The sequence below is a fragment of the Bacillus sp. NH11B genome (genome assembly GCF_001884205.1).
GTDB classification, from domain to species: domain Bacteria; phylum Bacillota; class Bacilli; order Bacillales; family Bacillaceae_G; genus Bacillus_A; species Bacillus_A proteolyticus.
The window spans coordinates 96,733-110,123 of the sequence record NZ_MAOG01000016.1 but is presented as its reverse complement, the minus strand read 5'-3'; the positions used below and the strand labels follow the sequence as shown (position 1 = coordinate 110,123).

16 protein-coding genes and 1 pseudogene are annotated in these 13,391 nt (G+C 36.3%); all 17 read left to right on the top strand.

What is annotated here, in order from left to right:
* Nucleotides 1–206 precede the first annotated feature (206 nt).
* The gene (locus BAU27_RS03010) at nt 207–431 is read left to right on the top strand and encodes a flagellar motor switch protein FliN (RefSeq protein ID WP_071745002.1); all 225 of its coding nucleotides are present in this window, start codon (nt 207–209) and stop codon (nt 429–431) included.
* Nucleotides 432–445: 14 nt separating this feature from the next.
* Nucleotides 446–1,432 (top strand): flagellar motor switch protein FliM, encoded by a 987-nt coding sequence (fliM, locus tag BAU27_RS03005; RefSeq protein ID WP_071770084.1) that lies wholly within the window; start codon nt 446–448, stop codon nt 1,430–1,432.
* 10 nt (nt 1,433–1,442) lie between these two features.
* Nucleotides 1,443–1,802: pseudogene (gene fliN, locus BAU27_RS03000) on the top strand (flagellar motor switch protein FliN).
* A gap of 81 nt (nt 1,803–1,883) precedes the next feature.
* Nucleotides 1,884–2,135, top strand: coding sequence for a flagellar motor switch protein FliN (locus BAU27_RS02995; protein WP_254797932.1), 252 nt, complete (start codon nt 1,884–1,886; stop codon nt 2,133–2,135).
* Nucleotides 2,132–2,890: a flagellar type III secretion system pore protein FliP gene (locus BAU27_RS02990; protein WP_071770083.1), complete on the top strand. Its 759-nt coding sequence runs from the start codon at nt 2,132–2,134 to the stop codon at nt 2,888–2,890. The genes BAU27_RS02995 and BAU27_RS02990 overlap by 4 nt, the downstream gene beginning before the upstream one ends.
* Before the next feature lie 33 nt (nt 2,891–2,923).
* Complete coding sequence (locus BAU27_RS02985; RefSeq protein ID WP_001098085.1) at nt 2,924–3,199, top strand: flagellar biosynthetic protein FliQ; 276 nt, start codon at nt 2,924–2,926, stop codon at nt 3,197–3,199.
* 114 nt (nt 3,200–3,313) lie between these two features.
* A complete protein-coding gene (flhB, locus tag BAU27_RS02980; protein WP_071770145.1) occupies nt 3,314–4,360 on the top strand; it encodes a flagellar type III secretion system protein FlhB in 1,047 nt (348 codons plus the stop codon).
* Between the two features lie 24 nt (nt 4,361–4,384).
* Complete coding sequence (flhA, locus tag BAU27_RS02975; RefSeq protein WP_071770082.1) at nt 4,385–6,451, top strand: flagellar biosynthesis protein FlhA; 2,067 nt, start codon at nt 4,385–4,387, stop codon at nt 6,449–6,451.
* A gap of 14 nt (nt 6,452–6,465) precedes the next feature.
* Nucleotides 6,466–7,737, top strand: a complete 1,272-nt coding sequence (gene flhF, locus BAU27_RS02970) for a flagellar biosynthesis GTPase FlhF (RefSeq protein ID WP_071770081.1) — start codon at nt 6,466–6,468, stop codon at nt 7,735–7,737.
* 43 nt (nt 7,738–7,780) lie between these two features.
* Nucleotides 7,781–8,584, top strand: a complete 804-nt coding sequence (locus BAU27_RS02965) for a flagellar basal-body rod protein FlgG (RefSeq protein ID WP_071770080.1) — start codon at nt 7,781–7,783, stop codon at nt 8,582–8,584.
* Between the two features lie 168 nt (nt 8,585–8,752).
* Entirely contained in the window at nt 8,753–10,051 is a 1,299-nt protein-coding gene (locus BAU27_RS02960; protein ID WP_071770079.1) for an NtaA/DmoA family FMN-dependent monooxygenase, read from the top strand.
* A 177-nt stretch (nt 10,052–10,228) separates the two neighbouring features.
* On the top strand, nt 10,229–11,065 hold the full coding sequence (locus BAU27_RS02955; RefSeq protein ID WP_071770078.1) for a TrmB family transcriptional regulator: 837 nt from the start codon (nt 10,229–10,231) through the stop codon (nt 11,063–11,065).
* A gap of 13 nt (nt 11,066–11,078) precedes the next feature.
* Nucleotides 11,079–11,783 carry an AzlC family ABC transporter permease gene (locus BAU27_RS02950; RefSeq protein ID WP_483295352.1) on the top strand — a complete coding sequence of 235 codons (705 nt, stop codon included), beginning with the start codon at nt 11,079–11,081 and terminating at the stop codon, nt 11,781–11,783.
* Nucleotides 11,774–12,085 (top strand): AzlD domain-containing protein, encoded by a 312-nt coding sequence (locus BAU27_RS02945; RefSeq protein WP_071745014.1) that lies wholly within the window; start codon nt 11,774–11,776, stop codon nt 12,083–12,085. Before BAU27_RS02950 ends, BAU27_RS02945 begins: the two co-directional genes overlap by 10 nt.
* 62 nt (nt 12,086–12,147) lie before the next feature.
* Nucleotides 12,148–12,318, top strand: coding sequence for a DUF3951 domain-containing protein (locus tag BAU27_RS02940; RefSeq protein ID WP_016088508.1), 171 nt, complete (start codon nt 12,148–12,150; stop codon nt 12,316–12,318).
* A gap of 87 nt (nt 12,319–12,405) precedes the next feature.
* Nucleotides 12,406–12,990 (top strand): TetR/AcrR family transcriptional regulator, encoded by a 585-nt coding sequence (locus BAU27_RS02935; protein WP_071745015.1) that lies wholly within the window; start codon nt 12,406–12,408, stop codon nt 12,988–12,990.
* Nucleotides 12,983–13,381 carry a DUF5367 family protein gene (locus BAU27_RS02930; RefSeq protein WP_002149064.1) on the top strand — a complete coding sequence of 133 codons (399 nt, stop codon included), beginning with the start codon at nt 12,983–12,985 and terminating at the stop codon, nt 13,379–13,381. The genes BAU27_RS02935 and BAU27_RS02930 overlap by 8 nt, the downstream gene beginning before the upstream one ends.
* The last annotated feature ends 10 nt before the right edge of the window (nt 13,382–13,391 follow it).

Sequence of the window (13,391 nt, the reverse complement as noted above, 5' to 3'; positions counted from 1 at the left end):
TTATATAAAGTGAAACTTTAATCAGTGTTTTGTTCATCCACCACTGATTATTAGCCTTCACCAATCGGGCTTTTATGGGCAGTGGATCCCCCACCTAACTTCTTTGCTTTCGCTGAATTTTGGGGGAGGGGTCTTACTGCCCGCAAATAGCGGGATAAATAGAGAATATGAAATGTTCGTGAACATGATATGGGAGTTGGCTAGATTTGAAATTACAAGATGATATTCCGTTAACAATTTATTTTGAAATCGGAAATACAAAAAAGAAGATTGAAGATCTGCTTCATATTACGAAAGGTACATTGTATCGTCTTGAAAATTCAACGAAAAATACGGTGCTTATTATGCTTGAGAATGAAGATATTGGAACCGGAAAGATTTTGACGAAGAATGGAAAAATGTACGTTGAAATTGTTGAATTGAAAAGGTAGGGAAGGAGATTTTCATGAGTGGCGATAAATTAAGCCAAGAGCAAATTGATGCCCTGTTGAAGGCGGTCAATGAAGGCGAGGAAATGCCAGCTTTTGCACAAGAAGCAGGGAAACAAGATAAATTTCAAGAGTACGATTTTAATAGACCGGAGAAGTTTGGTGTTGAGCATTTACGTAGTTTGCAAGCGATTGCGTCGACTTTTGGAAAACAGACGTCACAGACGTTTTCAGCTCGTATGCGTATTCCGATTGAACTAGAGCCGTCGACTGTTGAGCAAGTTCCGTTTACGAGTGAGTATGTGGAGAAAATGCCGAAAGATTACTATTTATATTGCGTTATTGATCTCGGTCTTCCAGAGCTTGGAGAAATCGTAATTGAAATTGATTTAGCGTTCGTTATTTATATTCATGAATGCTGGCTTGGCGGGGATAGTAAGCGTAATTTTACGATGCGTCGACCGTTAACTGCGTTTGAGTTTTTAACGCTTGATAATATATTTGCTCTTCTTTGTAAAAATTTACAACAATCATTTGAAAGCGTTGTTGCGATAAAGCCGAAATTTGTAACGACGGAGACAGACCCAAATGCGCTGAAGATTACAACAGCGAGCGATATTATTTCATTACTGAACGTAAATATGAAAACAGATTTTTGGAATACGACAGTTCGTATCGGGATTCCATTCTTATCTGTTGAAGAAATTATGGATAAGTTAACGTCTGATAATATTGTCGAAAATTCTTCGGATAAGCGTAAAAAGTATACATCTGAAGTAGAAGTGAAAGTAAATCAAGTGTATAAGCCTGTACACGTTGCGATTGGTGAGCAGAAGATGACAATGGGCGAGATTGAGCAAATTGAAGAAGGTGATATAATTCCGCTCCATACGAAAGTAACAGACCAACTACGTGGTTATGTAGATGGAAAACATAAATTTAATTGTTTTATCGGGAAAGATGGAACGCGTAAGGCGCTCCTATTTAAAAGTTTTATAGAGTAGGAGGATCCATATGAAACATGAAGTATTTCCTGTGTCACTAATGGGGTTGGAAGAATTTGCAAGGGATTGAAATGAAGCGGGGAAGGCACATATTGATACCATTTCAGATATTTCGATTGAACTTGGAGTGAAACTGGGGAAGTCATCTATTACGCTTGGTGATGTGAAGCAATTAAAAGTTGGCGATGTTCTTGAAGTAGAGAAAAATTTAGGACATAAAGTAGATGTATATTTAAGCGACATGAAAGTCGGTATTGGTGAAGCGACAGTAATGGATGAGAAGTTCGGCATTATTATTTCTGAAATTGAAGCTGACAAGAAACATGCAGCGCTTATGAAGGTGCAAAATCAAATGCAGGATAAAGAGTAGAGGAGGAGTCATATGTCGTATATGACGACCTTATTTTAAGTCGTTTTACTGTTTGGTGCGTTCGGCTACGGTGCGTATTATATGACGAAAAAGACGCGCAAACAGCAGTTTTTTAAGCAAGGTGAAAATGGCCATATTCAAGTGAAAGACGGCGTGTATTTAAATCATCAAACGAGCGCCTTTTTATTTGAAGTGGACGGGAAGCAAGTGTTCACTATTATTAGTAATAACGGTGTGCAATCTGTGCAATTAACAGGGACAGGAAATCAGTTTCAACAAGCACTAGAAGACGCGGTGAAGAGTGAAACGAAAAAAGTAGAGGATCCATCATGAAAATAAAGAAACAGTTATCGTTATTTGCCGTTATTTTCGCATTTTCTATTATTTTTTCATTTGTTTTTGTAAATCCAGCGTATGCAGCCCCGAACGGTTTTATTAATTTCGAAAATGGAAAAGAGTTTACGAGTAATTCAAGTGTACAGTTATTTGCACTCGTTCCCCTTCTATCATTATCTTCTTCTATCGTTCTTTTATTTACGCATTTTACTTATTTTATGATCGTTCTTGGGATTACTCGTCAAGGACTTGGGGTTATGAATTTACCACCAAACCAAGTGCTTGTTGGACTTGCTTTGTTTTTATCACTATTTACGATGCAACCGGTGTTAGGTCAGTTAAAGAGTGATGTGTGGGATCCGATGACGAAAGAACAAATAACAGTAAGTCAAGCTGCGGAGACGACAGCTCCGATTATGAAAGATTATATGGCGAAGCATACATATAAGCATGATTTAAAAATGATGCTGAAAGTACGCGGTGAAGAGTTGCCGAAAGATTTGAAAGATCTTTCATTATTTACGCTCGTACCATCCTTTACGTTAACGCAAATTCAAAAAGGATTATTAACGGGGATGTTCATTTATTTAGCGTTTGTTTTTATTGATTTAATTATTAGTACACTTTTAATGTACCTCGGGATGATGATGGTACCGCCGATGATTTTAAGTTTACCGTTTAAAATACTCGTTTTCGTATATTTAGGTGGATATACAAAAATCGTCGATATAATGTTTAAAACGGTCGCCTGAAGCGTTTGATGCTATGTGATAGGAGTCATATAAATGAATACGTCACCAATTATAGATATTTTTCAAACCTTTTTTTATAAAGGGGTTATGATTTTAATGCCGGTTGCCGGTGTAAGTATGATTGTCGTTATTATTATCGCGGTCATTATGGCGATGATGCAAATTCAAGAGCAAACGCTGACGTTTTTACCGAAAATGGCGAGTATTGTGCTCGTTATTATCATTTTAGGTCCGTGGATGTTTCAAGAGTTAACGACACTTATTTTAGATTTATTTGATAAAATCCCATCGCTATTGCGTTCTTACTAAGATAGGTGAACTGAAATGAATATGGAATTATGGGCGGCGACGTTTTTTGCGTTTTGCCGCATTACTTCATTTTTATATTTTTTACCGTTTTTCTCAGGACGATCGATTCCGGCGATGGCAAAGGATAATAAAACAGAAAAGGCCACCCCGCAGAAGCGTAAGAAATCGCGTGAAGAAGGGAATATTGCCCGGAGTAAAGATTTAAATAATTTATTTTCCATTCTCGTATTAGCAGTTGTCGTTTATTTCTTTGGGGATTGGCTCGGTTATGAGATTGCCAATTCCGTAGGGGTGCTGTTTGATCAAATCAGAAAAAATACAGATTCGACCGAGTATTTTTATTTAATGGGGATTTTGCTACTAAAAGTATCGGCTCCTATATTAATACTCGTATACGCTTTTCATTTATTCAATTATATGATTCAAGTAGGTTTCTTATTTTCTTCTAAAGTCATTAAGCCGAAGGCGTCGCGTATTAACCCAAAAAACTATTTTACGAGACTGTTTAGTCGTAAAAGTTTAGTAGATATTTTGAAATCACTATTTTATATGGGACTAATCGGTTACGTTTCTTACGTTCTCTTTAACAAGAATTTAGAGAAAATCGTTAGTATGATTGGATTTAACTGGACTGCGTCACTTACTGAAATTATTAGGCAAATTAAATTTATCTTTTTAGCTATTTTAATTATATTAATCGTTCTTTCTATTATTGATTTTATTTATCAAAAATGGGAGTACGAACAAGATATTAAGATGAAAAAAGAAGAAGTAAAAAGGGAGCATAAAGATAATGAAGGGGACCCGCAAGTAAAAGGGAAACGAAAAAACTTTATGCATGCGATCTTGCAAGGGACAATTGCGAAGAAGATGGATGGTGCAACATTTATTGTAAACAATCCGACTCATATTTCGGTCGTACTTCGGTACAATAAACAGGTTGATGCGGCGCCAATTGTCGTTGCAAAAGGGGAAGATGAGCTCGCATTATATATACGAACGCTTGCCCGCGAACAAGAAATACCAATGGTGGAAAACCGTCCGCTTGCTCGTTCTTTATATTATCAAGTCGAGGAAGACATGGCGATTCCAGAAGATTTATATGTAGCTGTAATTGAAGTTATGCGCTATTTAATTCAAACGAATGAACTTGAAGTATAATAGCGCGGTTGGAGGAGATCTCTTGTGTTTAAGATAGATTCTGCAAGAACCTATTTTTCTATCTTTTTAGCAGCGTCATTCGTAGTGGCGCTCTTAATTCCACTTCCACCATTTATACTTGATATCGTTATCGTTTTTTTACTAAGTATGTCAGTGCTTATTTATATGCGAGCAACAAGTATTAACGAGTGGGATGAATTAAAGTCATTTCCGACGATGTTGTTATTAATCGGGATTTTCCGCGTATCGATTAACGTTTCGACGACGCGAGCGATTTTGACAGACGGAAATGCCGGTCATGTTATTGAAGAGTTCGGCCAGTTCGTAATTGGCGGGAACTTATTAATTGGTATCGTTATTTTTACAGTATTAATCATATTCCAGTTTATTGTTGCAAACGGTGCGTCTCGTACAGCTGAAGTAGCAGCTCGTTTTACGCTTGATTCTTTACCAGGGAAACAAATGTCTATCGATGCTGACTTGAATCAGCGCATTATTACTGAGAAAGATGCACAAGCAAAACGAAAAAAATTAAATATGGAAACAGAGTTTTACGGAGCGATGGATGGTGCCGGAAAGTTCATTAAAGGGGACGTTATTTTCGGAATTGTCATTTTATTCGTAAACATTATTTTCGGTTTAATTGTCGGTATGATGCAGCAAGGAATAAGTTTTGGAGAAGCAGCCATTCATTATACACAGTTAACTGTCGGTGACGGAATCGTAAACCAGATCGGTTCGTTAATGCTTGCAATTTCAACAGGTATCATCGTAACGCGAGTATTTGACGGTTCACCTGATACAGTAACAGAAGGAATCTTTAAAGAGTTATTAGCGCATGAAGTTGTTGTATATGCGCTCGGTGGTTTATTTATCGCAATGGGTATTTTTACTCCGCTACCATTTCTACCATTCGCTCTCGTTGGAGGCACGATCATCTTCTTAGGTGTTCATAATAAAAAGCGAATAAAGAAAGAAAAAGAAGACGAGCTTCAAAAAGAATTAGAAATGATTCAAGGCGATGAAGAGCAATTGCAACAAGTGGAAGATTCATTCGGCGTGTTTACAGATAAATATCCAATTATCGTAGAGCTTGGTTTAGATTTAGCGGCACTTGTAAAGCAGAAGATAAACGGGGAAACAGCTCGTGATAAAGTTGTTCTGATGCGGAAATCGATTATTACCGACCTCGGTATTAACGTTCCTGGAATTAACTTTAAAGATAATACGAGTTTTAGACCGCGCGGACGTTACATTATTCGTATTAAAGGTGCGAAGGCGGCTGAAGGTGTTTTAAAATCAGGTTACTTATTAGCACTGAAAACACCGAATGTAATGGCCGATTTAGATGCAGAACCAGCGAAAGATCCGATTTTCGGTGAAGATGGATATTGGATTTTAGAGCATATGGTACAAGATGCACAAATGAAAGGCTATCAAGTGTTAGAGGCACTTAGCATATTAATAACGCATTTAGATGTTGTCGTTCGACGTAATCTTCATGAGTTAATTCAGCGTCAACATGTAAAAGACTTAATTAACTCGCTTGAAAATGATAACGGGGTTTTATTAGAAGAGATTAAGAAGAAGGAAATTGACTTATCACTCGTTCAAAATGTTATTAAACAACTGCTAAAAGAAGGTATTTCTATTCGTGATTTACCAACCATTATCGAAGGTATTATTGATGGGAAGGAAATTTATCAAAACCATGTTGATGGTGTCACTGCATTTGTTCGTGAATGTATTTCAAAAGTTATTTGTGAGAGTGCGAAAAATCCTGATGGGAAAATCTATGCGGCGCTCTTCTCTGATTCAATTGAATTGGATGCAGATGTTGTGAATAATTCATACCAAGGTTATTTATTAAACTGGGATTTAGATTTAGAAACGCGAGTAGTAGAGCAAGCACAGCGCATTTTCAAACAAACTCGTTTAATGGGAAGAGAGCCAGTATTATTAACACGCAGAAAAGATTTCAGATTTGCGATTGTGAGACTTCTTGAACGTTATCAAATAGAAGCTAAAGTATTATGTATTAGTGAACTAGCACCAGAAATTGTTGTAGATCAAATTGCTTATATTGAATAGTAGGGGGTGAAGTAATGGAAAGTACAGAAAAAAAAGAAGTGTTAATGCGAATAAAAGCAGCCTCGAAAAATGAATTGTATCGAAAGTTATTTGACCAATATAGTACAGATTATTACTATGTTGTCGATGAAAGTGTAAAACGAAACATCCCGTTTTTTTGGAAAAAGAATTATGAAATGTTAGTCGCTTTTCCTGAAGATAAACAGGAAGAAAGTAACGAAGGCGTAACTCAATTTCATGAACAATTAATGGATGTTGTAAATGAACCTTCAGAAGAAATCGTGAAGGCGAATGGAATTCAATCAGTCTTGCACAATTTAGAAAACGTGACGACTTCTATGTCATATGCGGCAATGCAAACAGGAAATAGTGAAGGATGGACGAGAAAGAAAGAGAAACTATTAAAGTTGTTTGAAAAAGGAATCGTCGTTGTGAAACAGACGGAAGAAACGAAAGTAATGAAAAAGAAAAAAGCTGTAAAAAAAGAAAAGCAAGAATCTGTACCGTTTATTATTCAAAAAGTAATTCGGATGCTAGAACAAAACGATGTGGAACATTATTTCATTCATGCATATGCTGAAAAATTAAAAAAGAAGTTTGAGAATGCAACGATGATTACAGAAGAGGAAGTCATCGAATACATATTGGAAGATATGAGATCTCATTTTAATACTGAAAACGTATTTGAAAAAGAAGTACAAACGATTGCATTAATCGGTCCAACTGGTGTTGGAAAAACGACGACACTTGCGAAAATGGCATGGCAGTTTCACGCTAAGAGAAAAACAGTTGGTTTTATTACGACAGACCATTCTCGCATTGGAACAGTGCATCAATTACAAGATTACGTAAAAACAATTAGATCAGAAGTAATTGCTGTGCGAGATGAAGCAGCTATGACAAGGGCACTCACTTATTTTAAAGAAGAAGCACGCGTCGATTATATATTAATAGATACAGCCGGGAAAAATTATCGTACGTCAGAGACAATTGAAGAAATGATTGAGACGATGGGACAAGTAGAGCCAGATTATATTTGTTTAACGTTATCAGCTTCTATGAAAAGTAAAGATATGATTGAAATTATTACGAACTTTAAAGATATTCATATAGATGGTATCGTGTTTACGAAATTTGATGAAACAGCGAGCAGTGGTGAATTGTTGAAAATTCCAGCTGTATCATCAGCTCCAATTGTATTCATGACAGATGGACAAGACGTGAAGCAACATATACATATCGCTACAGCTGAACATTTAGCGAAACAAATGTTACAAACATCGTAAGAAGAGAGGTGAAGAATAAGGCATCTGCCTTATTCGAAGGAGTATGAACGGTCTTTATATAGGTTCTATGGGTATGATGAATTACATGCAGCGCATTAATGTTCATTCGAATAACGTTGCAAATGCTCAAACGACAGGATTTAAAGCAGAAAATATGACTTCTAAAGTATTTGATGTGCAAGACACATATCGCCGCGGAGATGGATCCACGACAAATATCGGTTCGGTCGATTACGCTGTAGTACCAGCTGCGACGCATGTGAACTTAGTACAAGGGAATGTACAAATTACAAATAGCCCTACAGATTTCTTTTTAGATGACGGTGCAGCCGGCACATCATCATTTTTCGTTACATTTAAAAACGATGAAACATTTTTAACGAGAGATGGTAGTTTTACATTAAATAGTGATCGTTATTTGCAAACATCGTCTGGTGCATATGTTATGGATGTAAATAATGAACGTATTCGTATTCCTGAAAATGTGAATTTCTTTGTATCTAATAATGGAGAAATTTATAGAGAAATTAACGAGGGAACTTTGCAAAAACCAGATATTCAGAGAATCGTAATTGCACAGTTGCAAACAAAAACAGTAGATGCAGAAACGAATGCTCGTCTCGTGCAACGTGAAAACAAAAGCTTTACACTAGCAGAAGGAAATATTGCTAATTTACTGAACGGAACAGGAATAGTAAAAAATCACATGCTAGAAAATTCAAATGTGGATATGACGAAAGAAATGGCCGATCTTATGACGAATCAAAAAATGATTCAAGCATCGCAGCGCATCATGACTTCATTTGATAAAATTTACGAAAAAGAAGCGAATGAAATATTGAGATAAAGGACTTCCCGTTAGTGGGAGTCTTTTTTTATTGCATTTATTTCAGTAACACCATAAAATGATATTGATAATCATTATCATTTTATGGTGTTTAATAAGAATGGAAGCTGTGATGGTCGTATCACTTGTTTAACTAGGTGAATTAAAAACTAAGGGGAAGGTGTATTTATGTCTACTAAAAAGCAACTTTGCATTGGATTATGTTTAATTTCTAGAAAGAAAGAACAAGAGAGTATGTTTAATTCAGGGATAGATGAACAAGTAGAGTTGGCACTACAGGCAGAAAAGGCTAAGTTAGATTTTGTTTTTAAGGCAGATTATTTAGTGGCACACCCTGATTTAATCGCTCGTAATAAGGGGAATGTAATTTTAGATCCAACATTATTATTTACTGCTATTGCTTATGTAACAGAAAAAATTGGAGTTGTTACGACAGCTTCAACATCATTTTATCCACCATACATACTAGGGAGGCAACTACAATCTTTAAATTGGATTAGCAATGGCCGAGTAGGATGGAACATTGTCACATCCATTGACGGTGCTGAAAACTTTGGTGAGGCAGGGATGCCACCATCTGAGGAACGATACGCGAAAGCGGCAGAATGTACAGAGTTAGTAAGAAAACTTTGGAGGAGTCATCCTTATGAGGCTTTGAAAGAAGATAACGCAGATGTAATTAGAGAGATGGTACAGCCAATTGAGCATCGTGGTGAACATTTTGAGGTGAAAGGTCCGCTTAATGTCCCTCAGCACATTTCTGGAGAAATGCCATTATTTCAAGCGGGTGCTTCAGAGTCAGGGCGGAATTTCGCTGCTTCTGTTGCTGATGCAATTTTCGCTGCAATGCCAGATGTAGAATCAGGAATCGAACTTCGTCAAGATTTAAGAAGAAGAGCAGAGCAACATGGTCGTCAGTCAGATGATATACGTGTATTGCCTGGTTTATATTTCTTTATTGGTGATTCATATGAGGAAGCACTAGGAATGCATAGGCAAGCTCATCAACATCTTACAAAAGAGAAGAGGTCCGCTTTACTCGAAATGGTTCTCGGGTTAGACGTTAGAGGGCTTCCGTTAGACAGTAAGGTTACTGAATGTATGCTACCAAGTAGGAATCAAGCTGTACGTAGTAAAACACATGCCGAATTATTACGGAATTTCATCATTAAAAATGAACCAACTGTTGAGCAAATACTAGAACGACCAGAAGTTGTTGGTTCTGCTCATTGGGTCGCTATCGGTACACCACAAGACGTTTTTAAGCAAATTATGGAAAGATTTGAAGCAGGAGCATTAGATGGATTTATTGCAATTCCAGGTGGGCCTCAGAAATCATTGGATCTATTCTTTAGTGGAGTTATTCCGTTATTTGTGAAAGCAGGTGTATTTAGAGAAGAGTATACAGGTTCAACCTTGCGTGAGCATTTGGAGGGGAACATATCAAATACTTTGCAGTTAAAATAAGTGGAATAGTATGTACAAAAAGCCTTTCACAAGAAGGCTTTTTATTCTGTTTTAAAATTCGGAATTATCAATTGACTTTATAGGTCTTCTTTTTTATATTGGTAGGTATAGTAATAACTACTAATATAAAATGCATCGTTTTGAAATGAGAGTTATTTAGATTGTGAGGGATTACCGATGGATGAAATTATAAAAGAATTACAAAAGTTAGGTTTTTCTCAATATGAATGTAAAGCATATATTGGTCTATTAAAACATTATCCAGTAACAGGTTATGAAGTTAGTAAACAAACAGGAGTACCCCGTTCAATGATTTATGAGGTACTCGGTAAGTTGATGGATAAAGGAGCGGTACATATCGTTCCTTCTGAACCAGTGAAATATGTGCCAGTACCAGCTACGGAATTAATGTATCGAATGCGAAAAGACTTTGAAAAGTCCTTTGAATTTTTAGACCAAAAATTAAATTGTTTAGAGCAGGAGCGACAAATTGATGTAATTTCGCATATTCGCTCAAATGATCGTGTTTTAAAAGAAATATGCAATATAATTAGTAGAGCAAAGGAAGAGTTATGGATTTCTGTATGGGAAGATCAAGTGCATGAGATTGAACCGCTTATTCATATAAAGGAAGCGGAAGGAGTACATATATTTTCAATCTTATTTGGTGCCCCAGAAACAAAAATAGGAGCGACATTTCATCATAATTATATGACGCCTCACGTTGTTGAAAAGAGAATGGGGGGTCATTTAACTGTTATCGCACGTGATGGGGAAGAAGTGTTAATTGCTAACTTCTCAAATGATAGTACTTCATGGGCCGTTACAACGTACGACCCAGCTTTAGTTCTCGTTGCTACGGAGTATGTGCGGCACGACATTATGGTGGAAGAGATTACGAAGGAATTTGGAGCTGATAAGTTAGATACGTTATGGCGAGAAAATATAGATTTAGTTCACGTTGTAACAGGAAAACGTAGTATGGAAGAAATGGGGGGAGAGAAAGGTGAATAAAGCTCAGGCACATATGACATTGCAGAGTGATGATACATTTCAACAAGGTGTAAAGGATTGTTTACCAACTGTATTTGGATATTTGAGCATTGGTATAGCGGCTGGTGTTATTGCAAAAACAGCGGGTTTTTCCATTATAGAAATTGCCTTTATGTCCACTTTAATTTATGCAGGTTCTGCCCAATTCATTTTAGCGGGTATGTACGCAGCTGGTGCTCCGGCTTCGGCAATCATTTTTACCGTATTTTTTGTTAATCTACGGCATCTTTTAATGAGCGCAGCGCTCGCACCCTACTTCACGAAAATTCCTCTATTTAAAAACTTGATCATTGGTTCGCAAATTACAGATGAAACTTTCGGCGTTGCAGTGCAGCATGCAGCGCAAAAAGGTTATTTAGGTGAAAGGTGGATGCTAGGACTAAACGTAACAGCATATTTAAATTGGATTCTTGCTACAGTTATCGGTGGGCTCTTTGATGAATGGATACCAGATCCGCATACGTACGGGATGGATTATGCATTACCAGCGATGTTTATCGGATTATTTGTACTTCAGCTAATAAGTAGTAAACCGAAACTGGCAATTCATCTAAGTGTTGCAATTATAGCGATTATTATCGCATATGTTTCACACTTATTTATGCCAGATAGTATAGCAGTTATTATCGCAACGCTGTTAGCTGCGACTATTGGGGTGGTGATTGAGAAATGGAAATGAGATTAGAAGTATTATTACTTTTACTAGCAGCAGGAGCAGTTACGCTTGTGCCCCGTATATTACCTCTACTCGTATTTAGTAAACTACAAATTCCAGACTGGGGTTTGAAATGGTTGAATTATATACCGATTGCGATATTAGCAGCACTTTTAGCACAAGTATTACTTATGCATGAGACGATGCAATGGGATTATCTTATCGCCGCAATTCCAACATTTCTTGTTGCGATATATACTCGTAGTTTATTAGGAACAGTATTAACTGGAGTCATTGTGATTATTTTGTTACGTTTATTTTTCTAAAAAGGATTCAGCTCATATAATAGCGAAAGGTGTAATAACATGAAATATATAGGGGTGGTGTTATGATACTTTTAACGATAGGAGCAATATTGTTAACGTTGTTTATTTTTTTTATTATCGGATTTATTACGTTTATGATGTTTGTGGATAAGGCGACACCTCAAATTTACTACACACCTTGTGAGTCAGTGACAGTGAAATCTAAAGGTAAACATAGAAGGAAGAAAAGTTGATGTTTGGCTTTTCTTCCTTCTATTTTATCTGATTCTTCTGTATAATTTAAGTTAGTTATTCAACTAACTTAAAAGGTGGTGATATAAATGGCTAAACCGAATGTTGTTAACAAACAGAAGTTGCTAGAAGCAGCAAAAGAAATTATTGCAGAGCACGGGATGGAAAAATTAACGTTAAAAGCAGTTGCAGAGAATGCTAAAGTTACACAGGGAACCGTATATTATCATTTTAAAACGAAGGATCAATTATTACTTGAAGTGACTGAATCGTTTTGTAAAGCATCGTGGGAACAAATAGGAAGGGATGTACAGCTAGAAAAGGCTTTACAATCGGCCAAAAGTAGATGTGTGAAAGATTCAATGTATCATCATTTGTTTTTTCAATTAGTAGCTAGTGGACTACAAAATGATGCGATGAAAGATAAAATTGGTGAACTGTTACATTATGAAAATCAAGAATTAAAAAGAGTTTTAGATAAAAAAGTAGGAGGTGCAATTACGTCTCAAATTTCAGCTGAAACGTGGAGCATTGTATGTAATGCATTAATTGACGGATTGGCATTGCAAGCTTTATTCAATCAATCTTTTTCTACAGAAAGAATATATGACGATTTGTCTTTGCTTTTAGAAACATTTATGAGATTGCAAAAGGGAGGGAATGGTAGTGAATAAAAAATTATGGATTACCATTTTGTTTTCTGTCGGTATTTGGTTTGTTGCCTCAGCGTTTTTTATTGTCCTCGGTTCTTCAGTTTTAGAAGAGTACACATCAAGTAAATTTTTTCTACACATGACCTTTCTAGAATTAGGAACGGCAGTAGCAATTTATTTTGTGATGTGGTTATATGAAAAACTAGACTCCTCGAAATATGCAGTTATTAAGTTAGGTATATGCGGTACAGCAATTGGATTAATTTTAGATTCTTACATCTTGTATAATTCTTCCAGTATACTTTCACAATTATCCTCACAGCAAATCATATCATTTACCATTTGGATGGTTATTGCTTATGCTTTATATTTAATAATTCCTTTAGTCATGGAACGAAAAAAACTGTTGTAAAGAGGTTTTT

What these genes read in the sequence shown, in the direction of transcription:
- fliM (WP_071770084.1), top strand. Translation starts at nt 446, where the DNA reads ATGAGTGGCGATAAATTAAGCCAAGAGCAAATTGATGCCCTGTTGAAG.
- BAU27_RS02995 (WP_254797932.1), top strand. Translation starts at nt 1,884, where the DNA reads ATGACGAAAAAGACGCGCAAACAGCAGTTTTTTAAGCAAGGTGAAAAT.
- BAU27_RS02990 (WP_071770083.1), top strand. Translation starts at nt 2,132, where the DNA reads ATGAAAATAAAGAAACAGTTATCGTTATTTGCCGTTATTTTCGCATTT.
- BAU27_RS02985 (WP_001098085.1), top strand. Translation starts at nt 2,924, where the DNA reads ATGAATACGTCACCAATTATAGATATTTTTCAAACCTTTTTTTATAAA.
- flhB (WP_071770145.1), top strand. Translation starts at nt 3,314, where the DNA reads ATGGCAAAGGATAATAAAACAGAAAAGGCCACCCCGCAGAAGCGTAAG.
- flhF (WP_071770081.1), top strand. Translation starts at nt 6,466, where the DNA reads ATGGAAAGTACAGAAAAAAAAGAAGTGTTAATGCGAATAAAAGCAGCC.
- BAU27_RS02965 (WP_071770080.1), top strand. Translation starts at nt 7,781, where the DNA reads ATGAACGGTCTTTATATAGGTTCTATGGGTATGATGAATTACATGCAG.
- BAU27_RS02960 (WP_071770079.1), top strand. Translation starts at nt 8,753, where the DNA reads ATGTCTACTAAAAAGCAACTTTGCATTGGATTATGTTTAATTTCTAGA.
- BAU27_RS02955 (WP_071770078.1), top strand. Translation starts at nt 10,229, where the DNA reads ATGGATGAAATTATAAAAGAATTACAAAAGTTAGGTTTTTCTCAATAT.
- BAU27_RS02950 (WP_483295352.1), top strand. Translation starts at nt 11,079, where the DNA reads ATGACATTGCAGAGTGATGATACATTTCAACAAGGTGTAAAGGATTGT.
- BAU27_RS02945 (WP_071745014.1), top strand. Translation starts at nt 11,774, where the DNA reads ATGGAAATGAGATTAGAAGTATTATTACTTTTACTAGCAGCAGGAGCA.
- BAU27_RS02940 (WP_016088508.1), top strand. Translation starts at nt 12,148, where the DNA reads ATGATACTTTTAACGATAGGAGCAATATTGTTAACGTTGTTTATTTTT.
- BAU27_RS02935 (WP_071745015.1), top strand. Translation starts at nt 12,406, where the DNA reads ATGGCTAAACCGAATGTTGTTAACAAACAGAAGTTGCTAGAAGCAGCA.